Source organism: Pelomonas dachongensis (assembly GCF_043555865.1).
Taxonomy (GTDB): Bacteria; Pseudomonadota; Gammaproteobacteria; order Burkholderiales; family Burkholderiaceae_C; genus Pelomonas; species Pelomonas dachongensis.
Genome location: NZ_JBIGHY010000001.1, coordinates 336,786 through 352,625 on the forward strand (window position 1 = coordinate 336,786; position 15,840 = coordinate 352,625).

Consider the following 15,840-nt stretch of genomic DNA (forward strand, 5'->3'; position numbering starts at 1 on the left):
GGTGGGTCGTGCAATGGATTTCAGCCAGTGTTGCACAGCACCGGCCCCCACGCCCGGCTAGGGGCGCGCCCGCCGCCAGCCCGTCACCAGCGTCGCGATGCCGCCCGCCACCACGCCCCAGAACGGCGCGCCGATGCCGAAGAAGCTGATGCCGGACAGGCAGACGAGGAAGGTCAGGATGGCCGCGTCGCGGTGCCCCTCGTCCTTCAGCGCCGAGGCCATCGCTCCGGCGATGGTGCCCATCAGCGCCAGGCCGGCGATGGCCATGACCAGCTCGCTCGGAAAGGCAGCCAGCAGCATGGCTACCGCGCCGCCGGCCAGACCCAGCAGCACGTAGAACAGCCCCGCAGCCGCGCTGGCCGTGTAGCGCCGCGCGGGATCCTCGTGCGCCTCGCGGCCCGTGCAGATGGCCGCGGTGATGGCGGCCAAGTTGAACGCATAGCCGCCGAACGGCGCCAGCAGCGTGGTGGCCGCACCGGTGACGGTGATGGCGGCCGACACCGGCGTCTGGTAGCCCGCCGCGCGCTGCACTGCGACGCCGGGCAGGTTCTGCGAGGCCATCGTGACGATGAACAGCGGCAGCGCGACACCGATTGCGGCGTGCCAGGTGAAGACGGGCGTGGTCCAGACCGGCAGCGCGAGCATCTGCGACGTATCCAGCCCGGTGAAGTCCAGCCGGCCCTCGCCCAGCGCGTAGGCGATGCCCACCCCCAGCACACCCGGCACCGCGTAGCGCGGCCAGAGGCGCTTGCCGACGAGATAGGCTGCGGTCATCGCCAGCACCAGGCCGGGCGCGGTCCGCACGCTGGTCACGGCGTCTAGCCCGAACTTCGCCAGCACACCGGCCAGCAGCGCCGACGCGATGGATACGGGAATGCGGTCCATCAGCTTCTCGAACCAGCCGCTCCAGCCGGCCCAGGCAATCAGCAGCCCGCAGACGATGAAGGCGCCGATGGCTTCGGGCATGTTCAGCCCCGACGTGGACGCCAGCAGCGCCGCGCCGGGCGTGGACCAGGCCGTCAGCACCGGCTGGCGTGTCCACAGGCTCAAGGCCAGGCTCGTCAGCCCCATGCCCAGGCCCAGCGCCCACAGCCAGGACGCGGTCTCGGCCGGCGTGGCGCCTAACGCGACGGTGGCCTTGAAGATGATGGCCACGGAGCTGGTGTAGCCGACCAGCACGGCGACGAAGCCCGCGACGACGGTGGAGGGAGAGCAATCGCTCAGCAAGGTGCGCATCGCGCCAGCATAGCCATCGGCAGAATCGCGCCCCGACCACCAGGGAGGTTGAAGATGCGCAAGACGGTGACGGGCCTGGCGGCCTGGGGGCTGCTGCTGTGGGGTCTGGGTGCGCAGGCGGCCTCCATCGGGCCAGGGCCCTTCGGGCTCGCGCCGCACATTGCGGGCACCGTGACACTCGGAGATGCGGCGAAAGTGGCGGCGGAGTTCGCCACGCCGCTGCGGCGGCCGCTGTCTGTCTCCATCGACCCGCGCAGCCATCCGCTGGAGCTGATGAAGATCGGCCTGTGGATGCGGGAGCGGCAGCCCGAGTTGGAGCTGCGCGGCAGCTGCGTGGGCGCCTGCGCCAAGTCGCTGTTGATGAGCGGGCGGGTGAAGCGCATCGGCGCCGGCACGGTGATCGCTTTCGGCGGCATGACGGAGATGATGGCGCGCCGCAAAGACCAGATCGACGCCGGCGAGCTGTTCCTCCAGGGGGACGAGCTTGGCGAGGCCTCGCGCGCCAGCTACCTGCGGCAGCACGAGGCGGCCATCGAGTCATCGCTGGCGGTGCGCGCGCTGGCGACGCAGCAGCTGCCATTGCCGCCTGTGGCCAAGACTTTCGTGGAGGTCGCCATCGAGGGCTGGAAGACCCGGCGCATGAGCTTCGGCGTGGATTCCCGCTACATCGTCGCCGCTGAGAGGCACCGCTGCATGTGGTGGGTGCAGGATGCCGCCGGCCTGAAGCAGCTGGGGCTGGACGTGCCGGACTACCAGCCCGTCAGCGCCGCCGAGGCCGCCGAGTTGCTGAAGCTGTCCGCGAACTACATCTATGTCGGGCCGGCGCTGGCAGTGCTGCCGGAACAGTCGCTGTGCCCGGGCGACAAGAAGGGCGTCAGGTTTCCCGACCTGCCTTGAGCCGCCCGCGGGCGCGAGGCCGCCCCGCGCCAGCACGCGTACTACGCCTGGCCCGACTGGCGTGCCAGGCCTGGAAAAGCGCCGGCGCCCGCAAGGCCAAACGCGTCGCGGCCAGCGACATGGTGCACATCCGTTCACCATGTCGCCCGATTCCGTTTTACTGCCACACCCATGACCACGCTGATCGACAAGCTCCAGTGGCGCTACGCCACCAAGAAGATGAACCCCGCCCTGCGGGTGCCGCAGGACAAGCTGGACCGCATCCTGGAGGCCGTGCGCCTGACGGCGACCTCCAGCGGCCTGCAGCCGTACGAGGTGCTGGTCGTCAACGACCCCGCGCTGCGCGAGCGCATCCGCCCGCATGCCTGGAACCAGGCCCAGGTCACCGAGGCTTCGCACCTGCTGGTGTTCGCGGCCTGGGACAACTACACGGTCGACCGCATCAACCAGATGTTCGACCTGACCAATGAGCAGCGCGGCTTCAAGAATGAAGGCTGGGAGGCATACCGCCAGAAGCTGCTGGCGATGTACCCGCAGCGCAGCGCGGAAGAGAACTACCAGCACGCCGCCCGCCAGGCCTACATCGGCCTGGGCACCGCGCTGATCGCCGCCGCCGAGGAGCAGGTGGACGCCACGCCGATGGAAGGCTTCGACCCGGCCGCGGTCGACGAGATCCTGGGCCTGAAGGCGCATGGCCTGCGCTCCGTGCTGCTGCTGCCGCTGGGCTACCGGCAGGTCGAGGGCGACTGGCTGGTCAACCTGAAGAAGGTGCGGCGGCCGAAGGATGACTTCGTCACCGAGGTCTGACGCTCGCGCGCCCCAATGAAAACGGCCCCTCGGGGCCGTTTCGCATGGAAACCGAGGCGGGGCTCAGATCTCGACCTTGCTGCCCAGCTCGACGATGCGGTTCGTCGGCAGGTGCAGGAAGTCCGCCGCTGCGGCCGCATTGCGGTGCATGCCGGCGAACAGCTTCTCGCGCCACAGTGCCATGCCGGAGCCGATGGTCGGGATGACGATGTCGCGGCTCAGGAAGTAGCTGGTCTCCATTTCGTCCAGCTGCACACCATGCTGCTTCAGCAGCTCCAGCGCCAGCGGCACGTCCGGCTCGTCCTTGAAGCCGAAGTGCAGCGCCACCTGCCAGCAGTTGTTGCCCAGCGCCTCGACCTCGCAGCGCGCCTCGAAGCGGACCCACGGCACCTCGTGGTGCTTCACGCTGACGAAGATGTTCTGCTCGTGTAGCACCTTGTTGTGCTTCAGGTTGTGCAGCAGCGCGTTCGGCGTGCTGCCTTTCTCGGCCGACAGGAACACGGCCGTGCCGGACACGCGCGTGGGCGGGTTGATGAACACGGCCTCCAGGAAGGCCGGCAGCTCGATGGCGTCCTCGCGCAGCTTGTTGGACAGTTGCCGGCGGCCCTGCTTCCAGGTCAGCATCAGCGTGAACATCGCGATGCCGATCAGCAGCGGGAACCAGCCGCCGTGCAACAGCTTCAGCAGGTTGGACGCGAGGAAGGTCACGTCGATGACGAAGAAGATACCGGTGGCTGCGGCGCACAGCCACAGCGGGTACTTCCAGCCGTAGCGGATGACGAAGAAGGTCATCACCGTGGTAATCGTCATGTCAATGGTGACGGCCACGCCGTAGGCGCCGGCGAGCTTGCTGGACGAGCCGAAGAACGCCACCGCCACCACCACCAGCGCGAACAGGCTCCAGTTGATGAAGGGCACGTAGATCTGGCCGGTATCGCGCTCGCTGGTGTGCACGACGCGCAGCCGCGGCAGGATGCCCAGCTGGATGGCCTGCTTGGTGACGGAGAAGGCGGCCGTGATCAGCGCCTGCGACGCCACCGTGGCCGCCGCCGTGGCCAGCAGAAACAGCGGGATCTCGGCCCACGTCGGGGCCAGCAGGTAGAACGGGTTCTTGATGGCGGTCGGGTCGTCCAGCAGCATGGCACCCTGGCCGAAGTAGTTGACGACCAGCGCCGGCATGACCATGCCGTACCAGGCCAGCCGAATGGGTTTCTTGCCGAAGTGGCCCAGGTCGGCGTACAGCGCCTCGCCGCCGGTGACGACCAGGACGACGGCGCCCAACGCGACGAAGGCGACCCAGCGGTACTCCAGGCAGAAGTTCAGCGCGTAGACCGGGTTGATGGCCGCCAGCACGCGCGGGTTGTCGATGACATGCGGCAGGCCCAGCGCGGCCAGGCTCAGGAACCAGGCCAGCATGACCGGCCCGAAGGCCTTGCCGATGCCGCCGGTGCCGAAGCGCTGCACGGCGAACAGCCCGGCCAGCACGATCAGCGAAAGCGGCATCACGGCGTCGTGGTACGCCGGCGCGTACACCTCGATGCCCTCGATGGCGCTGAGCACCGTCATGGCCGGCGTGATAACGGCGTCGCCGAAGAAGATGGCGGTGCCGAACAGCCCCACCAGCATCAGCCCTCGGCGCAACCGGGGCTTGTCGTTCACGGCGTTGGTGGCCAGCGCCAGCATGGCGATGAGGCCGCCCTCGCCGTTGTTGTCGGCGCGCAGGATCAGCAGCACGTACTTGATGGAAACGACCACCGTCATCGTCCAGAACAGCAGCGACAGGACGCCCAGGATGTTCTCCGGCGTGGTGGCGACGTGGCCGCCGTGGAAGACCTCCTTCAGCGCATACAGCGGGCTGGTGCCGATGTCGCCGTAGACGACGCCCAGTGCGCCGAGGGTCAGGCCCGCCATGGCCGTGGGGCTGCGGGCCGCTTGGGAAGAACTCACGGGGTCAGGCCACCGGCTTGGGGTGGCGTTGGTTCGAGAGGGGGCATTCTGCGCCCGCTTTTGGGGTTTTGTGCAGCGCAGCAAACCCGCAACTTCGAGGCTTGACGGCCCCGGCGCCTGGGCTTATGCCCGGTTCAGGCGGCTTCCGCCTCGGCCTGCGGGTCGGTCGCTTCCAGCTCGTAGCTGGCTGCCAGCATGGCCAGGCGGCCGATGACGCCGTACATGTAGAAGCGGTTTGGGGCGCTGACGCCGGGCTTCTCGCCGGGACGCGGCAGGTGCAGCGAGTCGGCGAACGCGAGCGGCACATAGCTGGCGCCGGGCGCATTCAGGTTCTCGTCGATGCCGCGGTTGGCGTGCACGCGGTAGTAGCCGCCGACGACGTAGCGGTCCATCGTGTAGACGACCGGTTCGGCCACGGCCTGATGCACGCGCTCGTGCGTGGGCACGCCCTCCTGCACGATGACCTCCTGGCCCAGGTTCTCAGGCAGGGCGTCGGGCAGTGCCTCGATGTCCTTTGCATCGCGTACGGTCATCACACCGCGGCCGTAGCTGCCTACGTCGCTCTTGATGATGACGAAGGGCTTCTCATTGATGCCGTATTCCTTGTACTTACGGCGCACCTTGGTCAGCTGTGCATCCGCGGCGGCCTGCAGCGCCTCCAGGCCCTTGCTGCCATGCAGGTCCACGCTCTGGAACATCGGCGTGATGAGCCACGGGTCCATCCCCAGCAGCTTGCCGAAGCGCTTGGCCACCTCTTCGTAGGCGCGGAAATGCTGGCTCTTGCGCCGCACGCCCCAGCCCGCGTGCAGCGGCGGCAGCAGGTATTGCTCGTGCAGGCCCATCAGCTGCGGCGGCGTGCCGCCGGCGAGGTCGCTGTTGAGCAGGATGGTGCAGGGGTCGAAGCCCTTCAACGTCAGCCGCCCGCGCTTGCGCACCAACGGCTCGATGACCAGGCTGCCGCCGTTGGCCAGGCTCAGCTCCTCGGATTCGGTCTGAGCCGGGTCCAGCGCCCCCAGGCGCACGTTCAGGCCGGCCTGCGTGAAGATGCGCACCAGGGTGGCGAGGTGGTCTAGATAGAAGCTGCAGCGCACGCCCGGCTCGGGGATCAGCAAGAGGTTGCGCGCCTCGGGGCAGATCTTCTCGATGGCCGCCATGGCGGCCTGCACGGCCTGCGGCAGCATTGCATCGGTCAGGTGGTTGAAGCCGCTGGGGAACAGGTTGGTGTCCACCGGCGCCAGCTTGAAGCCGGCGTTGCGCAGGTCCACCGACGCGTAGAACGTGGGCGTGTGCTCCATCCACTCCAGCCGGAACCAGCGCTCGGTGGCCGGCATGGATTCGAGGATGCGGGCTTCCAGCTCGTTGATGGGGCCATTCAGGGCAGTGATGAGATGCGGAACCATGGCGGAATGATATGAGCCGGGGCGTCCACATGAGGGCGCTCCCGCAGATCACAAGACGCCGTCGCCGCAACAGGTGCGACCGCGGCCGGCGTGCTTGGCGCGGTAGAGCTGGTCGTCCGCGCGTGCGATGGCGGCGGACAGGGGTTCGTCCGGCGCCACGCGCACGGCGCCCGCACTGAAGTCGACCTCGAAGCCCAGGCTAGCCTCGCATCGCCGCCGTAGCGTCTGGTGCAGCCGGGCATCCAGCCGGGCGAAGGCGCTGGGGTCACCGTGGCGCAGCAGCAGGCAGAACTCCTCGCCGCCGTAGCGGCCGACCAGGTCGCTGGCACGGAGTTCGCCGCGCAGCACCTCCCCTGCCAGTTTCAGCACCTCGTCGCCCACCGGGTGGCCGCGCTGGTCGTTGATCTGCTTGAAGTGGTCCAGGTCCAGCATCACCAGCACGGCAGCGCCATCGGCCGCGCCCAGCGCCCGGCCGGCGCGGTTCATCCACTCGCGGCGGTTCAACAGGCCGGTCAGCGTGTCCTGCGAGGCCAGCCGCACCAGCGCTTGCTCGGCGGCGTCGCGGTGCGCCAGCAGGAAGCCCATGGTGCCCAGCACCAGGCTGGCATTCAGCAGCATCAGGTGCGTCAGGTTCAGCGGGTGCGGCGCCGTGAAGCGCGGGTAGGCCTCGGGCCAGCCGAACGCCAGCACGGCGCGGCCCAGCATCAGCAGCGCATTGGCCGCCGCGGCGACCCCGCACAGCCAGCGCCAGCGCACGGCGCCGGCGCCGCTCAGCAACTGCCAACTGGCCCACAGGATCTGCAGGCTGATGATGAAGTTGGTGAGGGCCGTGGCCAGCGGCTGGTCGGGCAGCGCGACGTAATGCGCCACGCCCAGCGCCAGCGGCACGGCCCCCAGCCAGCGCTGCGGCACGGGCTGGCCCAGGAAGCGGCAGGCCGTCAGCGCCATGGCCGACGCCGACGCGCTGAGCACCATGACGCCCAGCGTGGCCAGCAGCACCGGCGCCACCTGCTTGGCCGCGATCAGCAGTGCAAAGCCCGCCGCCTGCGTCAGCAGCATGAACTGCCAGGCCTGCAGCCCGCCGCGCGCCCGGATGCCGACGCCGACGGCGAGAGCCAGGCTCATCAGCAGTGCGTTGACCAGTACCGCGACCAGCAGCGTGATGACGTCCATGGCGGGCCAGCATACGGCGGGGTTGGCGGGCGCCCACGAAAAAGCCGCCCCAGGGGGCGGCTCTCTGTGACTAAGGCCCGGGCCGAGCGCCGGGCCGCCCAAGCAGGCCCGTCTGGCGATGTGCAAGCGGCTCCAGGCCGCTTGCATCGCCGTCCCCTCGGGGGACCGACCGGACTCACGCGCGTTCAGCGCCGTGAGCCGGGCGAGGGGTCACTTGTGGTATGCCGTTTCGCCGTGCGACGAGATGTCCAGACCTTCGCGCTCTTCCTCTTCCGTCACGCGCAGGCCGATGGTCAGGTCCACCAGCTTGTAGGCGACGACCGAGACGACACCCGACCATACGATGGTCAGCAGCACGCCCTTGGTCTGGATCCAGACCTGGCTGGCGATGGAGTAGGCATCGGGGGCGACCATGGCCACGGTGACCCAGTCGCCGACGGCGCTGGGGCCGCCCAGGTTGGGGCTGTTGAACACGCCGGTCAGGATGGCACCGACGATGCCGCCCACGCCGTGGACGCCGAAGACGTCCAGCGAATCGTCAGCACCCAGCAGCTTCTTCAGGCCCGACACGCCCCACAGGCACGCGAAGCCGGCGATGAAGCCGATGACCAGTCCGCCGCCGATCCCGACGTTGCCGGCCGCCGGGGTGATGGCGACGAGGCCGGCCACGGCACCCGACGCGGCACCCAGCATGGAGGCCTTGCCCTTCAGCAGTGCTTCACCGATGCACCAGGCCAGCACGGCGGCAGCGGTGGCAGCCAGCGTGTTGAAGAATGCCAGTGCGGCGAAGCCGTTGGCTTCCAGCGCGGAGCCGGCGTTGAAGCCGAACCAGCCCACCCACAGCAGCGAGGCACCGACCATCGTCAGCGTCAGGCTGTGCGGCGTGAAGGCTTCCTTGCCATAGCCGACGCGCTTGCCGACCATGTACGCGCCCACCAGGCCCGCGACGGCGGCGTTGATGTGCACCACGGTGCCACCGGCGAAGTCCAGCGCGCCCCATTGCCAGATCAGGCCGGCCTTGGACGTCATCTCTTCAGCGACCGCGGCCGACGTGTAGGCGTCCGGGCCCATCCAGAACCAGACCATGTGGGCCATCGGGATGTAGCTGAACGTGAACCACAGCACCAGGAAGGCCAGCACGGCGGAGAACTTGATCCGCTCGGCGAACGCGCCAATGATCAGGCAGGCGGTGATGCCCGCGAACGTGGCCTGGAAGGCCGCGAACACGATCTCGGGAATGACCACGCCCTTGGAGAAGGTCGCGCCATTCGCGAAGGTGCCGGCGACGTTGTCCCAGATGCCCTTCATGAACAGCCGGTCGGTGCCTCCGATGAACTTGTTGCCCTCGGTGAACGCGAAGCTGTAGCCGTAAATGACCCACAGCACCACGATCAGCGAGAAGCCAACCATCACCTGCATCAGCACCGACAGCATGTTCTTGCTGCGCACCAGGCCGCCGTAGAACAGCGCCAGGCCGGGCACCACCATCATGATGACCAGCAGCGTGGACACCATCATCCAGGTGGTGTCGCCCTTGTTGGGCACGGGCGCGGCGGCAGGCGCGGCTTCGGTCGCGGCGGAGGCCGCTTCGGCCGGTGCGGCAGCAGCCACGGGAGCCGGCGCGTCGGCCGCAGAGGCAGCCACCGCGGCGGGCGCGGAGGCGGCGTCCTGCGCCCAGGCGGCGGGCGCGAGCAGGCCGGCGGCGAGCGCGAGACCGGCGAGGAGTTTCTTCATTTGAGTGCTCTCCAACAGTTGTTGTGGACGCGTTCAGAGCGCGTCGTTGCCGGTCTCGCCGGTGCGGATGCGGACGACCTGGTCCAGCGGCGACACGAAGATCTTGCCGTCACCGATCTTGCCGGTGCGGGCGGAGGACTCGATGGCCTCGATGACGCGCTCGACGACGTCCTCGTTCACCGCGGCCTCGATCTTGACCTTAGGCAGGAAGTCCACGACGTACTCGGCGCCACGGTACAGCTCGGTGTGACCCTTCTGGCGGCCGAAGCCCTTGACTTCGGTGACGGTCAGCCCCTGCACGCCGATCGCGCTCAGGGCCTCACGCACCTCGTCGAGCTTGAACGGCTTGATGACGGCAGTGATCAGTTTCATGTCGATCTCTCCAGTGTTCTCTTAGAAAGTCTTCTTCACACCCACGACCAGCATGGTCTTGCCCATGAACTTGCCGTTGACCGGGTTGGCGTAGGCCGTCTTGTCCGCGTCGGTGCCGATGACGGCGCCGCTGACCAGGAAGCCGGAGAAGTCCTTTGACAGCGTCAGCGAGTAGTCGGTGTACGAGGCGGCCGCGTTGCGCTTGACCGTCTGGTGGCCGACGTGGGGCGACAGCATCAGGCCGTCACCGAGGTCGAAGCTGGCCGACACATCGAAATAACTCGAGTTCTTGCTGTCGGCGAAGCCGAACAGGTTGGTGGTGCTGTGCGAGTACTTGGCGGTGACGGGGCCGTACGTCAGCGCGCCGTAGACCTCAAGCGTGTTCGGGCTGACGGCAAGCTTGTGGCTGGGGTAGTAGTACTGCAGCAGGCCCACGTCCATCGTCAGGCCGGGAGCCACTTCGGCCTTGTAGCCACCGTAGACGTCGACTTCGGCCTCGGAGTCGCCGCCGCCGTCCTTGATCCACTTGATCGTCGACGCCCAAGTGCCGATGTAGAAGCCGTTCGGCAGCGCATAGTCGATGCCGCCCTGCACGGCCGGCTTCAGGCGCGTCTGGGAGATGCCGCGGTAGCGGTATTCGCTGACGACGCCGACATTGAACGACAGCGGATCCGGCGTCGCCTCCTGGGCGAAGGCCGGCAGCGCCGCGGACAGTGCCAGGACGATCAGCGAAGAGGAAAACTTCATGGCGGGCTCCTATTTCAAGTTGGGGGTGTGGTCCGCCGCTTCATTGCAGCTTCCGTGCCAACGACTGCCCGCCACGGGGCGCACGAAACTGGACCGCCCGCGCCCTCAGCCCGGGCGGCAGCCCTCGGGGTGCACAAACATGGCGCAGGAATGCCTCGGGTTGGTGCCGAGCGTTGGTGTGCGGCGGGTTCCCGCCGTCGGGGTCAGCCCAGCGTGAGCCGCTGGCCGGCCCGCAGGCCGAACTGGGCGATCAGCCCGACGCGCAGTTCCACTGTCGCGTGGGCCTTCGTGCAGGCGGCGAACCGCCAGGGCGCCAGGTGCGGCACCAGCTTGAGAATGACACCGCTGCGGTCGACAAAGGCCACGTCCAGCGCGATGCGCATGCCCAGCATGTGTACCGAGTTGCACGGCGTGATCCACAGGCCGGCGGGGTCGTCCAGACGGCGCACGCCCAGCAGCCCGCGGGCGCGTTGGTGCCACCGGTCGGCCAGGCCCACACGCACGCCGGCGGGACGCCCCTCGACGAGCAGCGGCAGGGGGGTCAAAGGCCCGACGCCATGAACTTCATGACGATGGGAAAGCCCAGCACGATGAAGGTGCAGGGAAAGATGAACATGATCAGCGGCCCCAGCATCTTGACCGGCGCCTCCATCGCCAGTTTCTCAGCGCGCAGGAAGCGCTCGGTGCGGCGCTGGTCACTCTGCGCGCGCAGCACCGGCCCGAGGCTGGAGCCCATCAGTTCGCCCTGCACCAGTGCGCTGACCAGGCTGGACACCGGCGAATAGTCGAGCCGGTCGGCCATGGCGCGCAGCGCCTCCACGCGCGGCTTGCCGCCGCGGACGTCGCGAAGCACGCGGTTGACTTCCACCAGCAACGGCCCGGGCGGGCAGCGGTCCACCGCCTTTTGCAGCGCGCCGCTGAGGTTCATGCCCGCCTCGACGGACAGTGTCACGATGTCCAAGAAAAAAGGCAGCGACTTCAGGATCAGCAGGTTGCGCTTGAGCGTGTGGTCGCGAAGCCAGATGTCGGGGTACATGAAGCCCAGCAGCGCCCCCAGCACCACGCCGACCATCTTGGCCGACTCGCTCGCGAGCACCAGGCCTACCAGCGCGAAGCCGATGGCGCTGACCAACTTGCCGCCAAGAAACTGTTCGGGTGTCAGCGAGTATTCCTGGCCGGCCCGCTTGAGCCGCGCCAGCAGGGCCGCGCGCCGTGCCTCGCTCATGAAGCTGCCGAAGCTGTTGGCCATGATGTTCACCAGCGGCCACAGCAGCTCGAAGCCGCGCGGCGGACGGTCGCGGTAAACGGTTTCCGAGCGGCCCAGCTGGCGGTACAGCTGCAGCACCGCGTAGATCAGCAGGCTGACGCAGCCCGCAGCGCAGAGTAAGAACAGCCAGGTCACGGGTGTCTCCTTCGGCCCGCGGCCTGCACTGTCGGGTGAACGGGAGCCTGCGGGGTGCGGGCGGCCACGGCACTCATACGTCGATGCTCACGATCTTGCGGATGAAGACACCCCCCAGCAGCAGCAGCACGGCGATGACGGTCATCGTGCCCCAGCCGTAGTAGGTGTTGAACAGCGGCGCCATGGCTACGGGGTCCATCGCGTAGAGCACGCCGGCCAGGAACACCGGCAGCAGGCCCACGACGATGCCCTGCAGCTTGCCCTGCGAGGTCAGCGCCTTGATCTTGCCCTCCATGACCGCCTTGGCGCGCAGCGTGCTAGCCAGCCGCTCCAGGATCTCCGAGAGATTGCCGCCCACTTCCTTGGCAATGGTCAGCGCCGAGACGAAGAGGCTGACATCCTCGATCTTCAGCCGCTCGCCCAGGCCGCGCAGCGATTCCTCCAGCGGCAGGCCCAGCCGCTGCTCGCGCAGCAGCACCGAGAATTCCTGCGACAGCGGCGCCGGGTTCTCCTTGACGACCAGCTCCAGCGCCGCCTGCAGGCCGGCGCCGGCCCGCATGGCGCCGGCCATCATGGTCAGGCCGTCGGGCAGCTGCACCACCAGCCGGTCCATGCGCCGCCGGCGCAGCACGGCCCAGGTCACGCGCGGCGTCACGGCGCCCGCCACGGCGGCCAACACCGCCAGGAAGGCCGACTGCGTCAACAGCCAGGCCGCCAGCGGCAGTGCCACAAAGGCGGCGAAGTTGAGCTTGAACAGCGCCGCCGGATCGATGAAGACGAACATGTCGGCCAGCGACACGCGGGCCGTCTCCGTGAAACGGCGCCGCCAACCGACGAATGCGGAGCGGGTCCAAAGGGCCAGCAGCAGCACTGCGCCCAGCACCAGACCCACCAGCAGTGCCTGATCCAGCGCGCTGGCGTTCATGCGCGCACCCCGGACAGCTGCACGTCGTCGAAGATGTCCATCTTCAACGGTATCCCGACGGCGGCCAGTTCCTCGTAGAACTCCGGCACTGCGCCGCGGCCGACGAACTTGCCGATGGTCTTGCCATTGGCGTCGCGCCCGGTCTGCACGAAGGCGAACACCTCCTGCAGTTGGATCTTGCCGCTCTCCACCCCGGTGACCTCGGTGATGGAGGTGACCTTGCGAGTGCCGCAGGCAAATCGTGTCTGCTGCACGACGATGTCCACCGCCGACGCGATCTGCTCGCGAATGGCCGTCACCGGCAGGTCCATGCCGGCCATCAGCACCATCACCTCCAGGCGCGCCAGCATGTCGCGCGGGCTGTTGGCGTGGGCGGTGGTCAGCGAGCCGTCGTGGCCCGTGTTCATGGCCTGCAGCATGTCCAGCGCCTCGCCGCCGCGGCATTCGCCAACGACGATGCGATCGGGCCGCATGCGCAGCGAGTTCTTCACCAGCTCGCGGATGGGCACGGCGCCCTTGCCTTCGACGTTGGCAGGCCGCGCCTCCAAGGACACGACGTTGCTGTGATGCAGTTGCAGCTCGGCCGCGTCCTCGATGGTGACGATGCGTTCGTCGTCGGGGATGAAGTTGCTGAGGATGTTCAGCAGCGTCGTCTTGCCCGAGCCGGTGCCGCCCGAGATCAGCATGTTCTTCTGATGCACCACGCACACGCGCAGGAACTCGATCATGGCCGGGCTGGCCGACGCGAACTTCAGCAGATCGCTCGAGTCGAGCTTGCGCTTGCTGAACTTGCGGATGGTGATGGACGGGCCCTTCAGCGCCAGCGGCGGGATGACCGCATTGACGCGCGAGCCGTCCTTGAGCCGCGCGTCCACCATCGGCGAGCTTTCGTCGATGCGACGCCCGATGGGCGCGACGATGCGCTCGATGATGCCTTGTACCGCGCGGTCGCTGGTGAAGTTGACCGGCCAGCGTTGCAACTGCCCAGCGCGCTCGACGAACACCTCGTCGCAGCGGTTGACCATGATTTCGGTAACGGTCGGGTCGGCCAGCAGCGGCTCCAGCGGCCCAAGGCCGATGGCCTCGTCGCGCACCTGCTCCAGCAGCGTGCGCCGCTCCAGCCATTCGGGCAGCTCGTCGGCCAGCTTGGCCATCTGCTCGATGATGAGCCGCTCGGTCAGCTCGCGAAGATCGGCGTCGGCCATGCGGTGCGTGTCGGTGCGGCGCACGTCGAAGGCTTCCAGCAGGCGCTCGTGCAGCAGGCGGCGGTAGCGGTAGGTGGCATCGGCCTGGGCCGTCGGCGGCTCAGCAGGGGGGGCGGCCTGCGGCTTCGCTGCGGGTGCTGCGGGCACGGCTGCGACCCTGGGCGCGACCGGTGCTTCGGCAGGCAACTCGCCCTCGCTCTCACCATTGCCGCCTGACCATGCCACCTCCAGCCCGTGGCCGCCGATGCGGACTCGGTCGCCAGCCTGCACGACCGTCGCGCCGCTGACGCGCTCCTCGTTGACGAAGGTGCCGAAGGTGGAATCCAGGTCGCGGATGTAGACGCGGTCGCTGGCGACGAAGACTTCGGCATGGCGGCGGCTGACCTTCCAGCCCGGGATCACGATGTCGCAGCCGGCGTCCTTGCCGACGATGCATCGCGGCCCGGCCAGCGACAGCTCGCGGCCGTTGCCCTGCGCGTCGAGTTGCACGCGCAGCATCAGCGCTGCTCCTGCACGTCAGCCGGTGTCTGGGTCGGCGGCTGGGTGGGCACGCCCATGCGGAACTGCGGCGTCTTCAGCTCGCGCTCGACACGCTCGTTCTGCTGCTCCGTCAGCGTGCGGCTCTGCTCGACGGCGGGGTCGGTTGCGCCCGGCTCCAGAACACGCGGCGTGGCGATGATGAACAGCTCGGTCTTCTCGGTGGTCATCTCCTTGGCGCCGAACAGCGCCCCGATCAATGGCAGCCGGCCCAGGCCGGGCACCGCGCTGTCGCTGCGCTCGGAGCGGCTGCGCAGCAGGCCGGCGATGACCAGCGGCTCGCCGGCCTTCAGCCGCACCTGGGTCTGGCTGCGGTTGGTGGTGAACGCGATGAAGCCGCCATTGCTGTTGCGCGTGTCGGGCTGGCTCACCTCGACCATCAGCGAGCTGTCGACGTTCTCCAGCGGGTCGGCCTGCGGCTTGAACTCCAGCCGCACGCCGTACTCTTTGTACTGCACGCCGATCGCGCCGTTGCCCTGCGGCACCGGGATGGGAATCTCGCCGCCGGCCAGGAAGGTGGCGGAGCCGCCGCTGCGGCAGCTCAGGCGTGGCTCGGCCAGCGTCCAGGCGTCGCCCCGTTGCTCCAGGAACTGCAGCGCCGACGTGATGGTCGTCGCCAGGCCTAGGAAGCTGCGGATGGGGTTGGCCGTGTTGACCGGCGGGTAGCCCGCCACCTCGGGCGGCCGCCACGGTGTGTTGGCATAGGCCAGCGAGTTGCTCGCGAAGGTGGGCCCGTTGGCGTTGCTCGCCCACTTGATGCCGAGCTGTTCCAGCGCCGAGCGCTTGACCTCGATGACGCGCAGGTCAAACTGGATCATGCGCTCCAGCTGCAGCGGGTCGACGTCGGCGGGCTGGTCGGGCACCAGGCTGAGAATCTGCGGAAAGTTCTCAGCCAACCGCTGCAGCTTGAGGGCGCTCTCGCGGTCCTGGTGGCGTCCTTCCAGCACCAGGCGGTCGCCGATCTGGCGCGCCTTCACGCCGGGGAAGCCGTTGAGCATGGCCTGCAGCTCGGCGTTCACGCGGCCGGGCAGCGCCGCAACCACATCCACCGCATGCGTGACCTGACGCCCATTGCGCAGCCACACGTGCAGCGTGGTGCGACCCGCCGCCTCGCCGATCAAGACGATCTCACGATCGTCCACCACGGTCGCCCGCACCAGGGCGCCGTTGCCCAGTGCGATCCGGCTCACGCCGGGGTAGCGCATGGTGGTGACGTCGCCCACCGCCACGGTCTGCAGCGGGCCCACCTCCAGCCTGGGCGCGGCGGCCGGCGCACGCGGCGCGGCCGGGCCGCGCTCCGCGCCGGCCGGCGCCGTCACTTCCTGCACGCTGCCGCCCCGCGGCGGCAGCGCGGCGCCTGGCACGGCAGGCGCTGCCTGCTGCGCATGGGCGGCGAGCTGTGCCGTCAGGCCGAGGGTGAGGCCGAACGTCCATAGACGGAGATCACGAGGGCGCACG

14 protein-coding genes are annotated in these 15,840 nt (G+C 68.7%); 2 read left to right on the forward strand and 12 right to left on the reverse strand.

All coding sequences use genetic code 11. From position 1 onward, the window contains the following. Window positions 1–57: 57 nt before the first annotated feature. Window positions 58–1,236 carry a benzoate/H(+) symporter BenE family transporter gene (locus ACG02S_RS01625; protein ID WP_394468695.1) on the reverse strand — a complete coding sequence of 393 codons (1,179 nt, stop codon included), beginning with the start codon at window positions 1,234–1,236 and terminating at the stop codon, window positions 58–60. Between the two features lie 54 nt (window positions 1,237–1,290). On the opposite strand from ACG02S_RS01625, the gene ACG02S_RS01630 reads away from it, so the two are divergent. Both ACG02S_RS01630 and ACG02S_RS01635 read left to right on the forward strand, forming a co-directional pair. Beyond that, a complete protein-coding gene (locus ACG02S_RS01630) occupies window positions 1,291–2,133 on the forward strand; it encodes a hypothetical protein (RefSeq protein WP_394468696.1) in 843 nt (280 codons plus the stop codon). A gap of 171 nt (window positions 2,134–2,304) precedes the next feature. Next, window positions 2,305–2,940 carry an NAD(P)H-dependent oxidoreductase gene (locus ACG02S_RS01635; RefSeq protein WP_394468697.1) on the forward strand — a complete coding sequence of 212 codons (636 nt, stop codon included), beginning with the start codon at window positions 2,305–2,307 and terminating at the stop codon, window positions 2,938–2,940. 63 nt (window positions 2,941–3,003) lie between these two features. On the opposite strand, the gene ACG02S_RS01640 is transcribed toward ACG02S_RS01635, so the two are convergent. From ACG02S_RS01640 to ACG02S_RS01690, 11 genes are all read right to left on the reverse strand, one after another. Then, entirely contained in the window at window positions 3,004–4,851 is a 1,848-nt protein-coding gene (locus ACG02S_RS01640) for a potassium transporter Kup (protein ID WP_394469293.1), read from the reverse strand. Between the two features lie 170 nt (window positions 4,852–5,021). Further along, window positions 5,022–6,287: a glutamate--cysteine ligase gene (gshA, locus tag ACG02S_RS01645; RefSeq protein ID WP_394468698.1), complete on the reverse strand. Its 1,266-nt coding sequence runs from the start codon at window positions 6,285–6,287 to the stop codon at window positions 5,022–5,024. 48 nt (window positions 6,288–6,335) lie between these two features. Further along, window positions 6,336–7,460 carry a GGDEF domain-containing protein gene (locus ACG02S_RS01650; RefSeq protein ID WP_394468699.1) on the reverse strand — a complete coding sequence of 375 codons (1,125 nt, stop codon included), beginning with the start codon at window positions 7,458–7,460 and terminating at the stop codon, window positions 6,336–6,338. A gap of 210 nt (window positions 7,461–7,670) precedes the next feature. Beyond that, the gene (amt, locus tag ACG02S_RS01655) at window positions 7,671–9,194 is read right to left on the reverse strand and encodes an ammonium transporter (protein ID WP_394468700.1); all 1,524 of its coding nucleotides are present in this window, start codon (window positions 9,192–9,194) and stop codon (window positions 7,671–7,673) included. A gap of 33 nt (window positions 9,195–9,227) precedes the next feature. Continuing rightward, entirely contained in the window at window positions 9,228–9,566 is a 339-nt protein-coding gene (gene glnK / locus ACG02S_RS01660) for a P-II family nitrogen regulator (protein ID WP_119041111.1), read from the reverse strand. 21 nt (window positions 9,567–9,587) lie between these two features. Continuing rightward, window positions 9,588–10,313: a TorF family putative porin gene (locus tag ACG02S_RS01665; RefSeq protein ID WP_394468701.1), complete on the reverse strand. Its 726-nt coding sequence runs from the start codon at window positions 10,311–10,313 to the stop codon at window positions 9,588–9,590. 203 nt (window positions 10,314–10,516) lie between these two features. Next, window positions 10,517–10,858 carry a DUF192 domain-containing protein gene (locus ACG02S_RS01670; RefSeq protein WP_394468702.1) on the reverse strand — a complete coding sequence of 114 codons (342 nt, stop codon included), beginning with the start codon at window positions 10,856–10,858 and terminating at the stop codon, window positions 10,517–10,519. Continuing rightward, window positions 10,855–11,715: a type II secretion system F family protein gene (locus tag ACG02S_RS01675; protein WP_394468703.1), complete on the reverse strand. Its 861-nt coding sequence runs from the start codon at window positions 11,713–11,715 to the stop codon at window positions 10,855–10,857. Before ACG02S_RS01675 ends, ACG02S_RS01670 begins: the two co-directional genes overlap by 4 nt. Window positions 11,716–11,788: 73 nt before the next feature. Beyond that, window positions 11,789–12,640, reverse strand: a complete 852-nt coding sequence (locus tag ACG02S_RS01680; protein ID WP_394468704.1) for a type II secretion system F family protein — start codon at window positions 12,638–12,640, stop codon at window positions 11,789–11,791. Beyond that, window positions 12,637–14,343 (reverse strand): TadA family conjugal transfer-associated ATPase, encoded by a 1,707-nt coding sequence (locus ACG02S_RS01685; RefSeq protein ID WP_394468705.1) that lies wholly within the window; start codon window positions 14,341–14,343, stop codon window positions 12,637–12,639. The genes ACG02S_RS01680 and ACG02S_RS01685 overlap by 4 nt, the downstream gene beginning before the upstream one ends. Next, a complete protein-coding gene (locus ACG02S_RS01690; RefSeq protein WP_394468706.1) occupies window positions 14,343–15,839 on the reverse strand; it encodes a type II and III secretion system protein family protein in 1,497 nt (498 codons plus the stop codon). Before ACG02S_RS01690 ends, ACG02S_RS01685 begins: the two co-directional genes overlap by 1 nt. Window position 15,840: the final 1 nt, after the last annotated feature.

What these genes read in the sequence shown, in the direction of transcription:
- ACG02S_RS01630 (WP_394468696.1), top strand. Translation starts at nt 1,291, where the DNA reads ATGCGCAAGACGGTGACGGGCCTGGCGGCCTGGGGGCTGCTGCTGTGG.
- glnK (WP_119041111.1), bottom strand. Translation starts at nt 9,566, where the DNA reads ATGAAACTGATCACTGCCGTCATCAAGCCGTTCAAGCTCGACGAGGTG.
- ACG02S_RS01650 (WP_394468699.1), bottom strand. Translation starts at nt 7,460, where the DNA reads ATGGACGTCATCACGCTGCTGGTCGCGGTACTGGTCAACGCACTGCTG.
- amt (WP_394468700.1), bottom strand. Translation starts at nt 9,194, where the DNA reads ATGAAGAAACTCCTCGCCGGTCTCGCGCTCGCCGCCGGCCTGCTCGCG.
- ACG02S_RS01665 (WP_394468701.1), bottom strand. Translation starts at nt 10,313, where the DNA reads ATGAAGTTTTCCTCTTCGCTGATCGTCCTGGCACTGTCCGCGGCGCTG.
- ACG02S_RS01680 (WP_394468704.1), bottom strand. Translation starts at nt 12,640, where the DNA reads ATGAACGCCAGCGCGCTGGATCAGGCACTGCTGGTGGGTCTGGTGCTG.
- gshA (WP_394468698.1), bottom strand. Translation starts at nt 6,287, where the DNA reads ATGGTTCCGCATCTCATCACTGCCCTGAATGGCCCCATCAACGAGCTG.
- ACG02S_RS01640 (WP_394469293.1), bottom strand. Translation starts at nt 4,851, where the DNA reads ATGGCGGGCCTGACCCTCGGCGCACTGGGCGTCGTCTACGGCGACATC.
- ACG02S_RS01625 (WP_394468695.1), bottom strand. Translation starts at nt 1,236, where the DNA reads ATGCGCACCTTGCTGAGCGATTGCTCTCCCTCCACCGTCGTCGCGGGC.
- ACG02S_RS01635 (WP_394468697.1), top strand. Translation starts at nt 2,305, where the DNA reads ATGACCACGCTGATCGACAAGCTCCAGTGGCGCTACGCCACCAAGAAG.
- ACG02S_RS01685 (WP_394468705.1), bottom strand. Translation starts at nt 14,343, where the DNA reads ATGCTGCGCGTGCAACTCGACGCGCAGGGCAACGGCCGCGAGCTGTCG.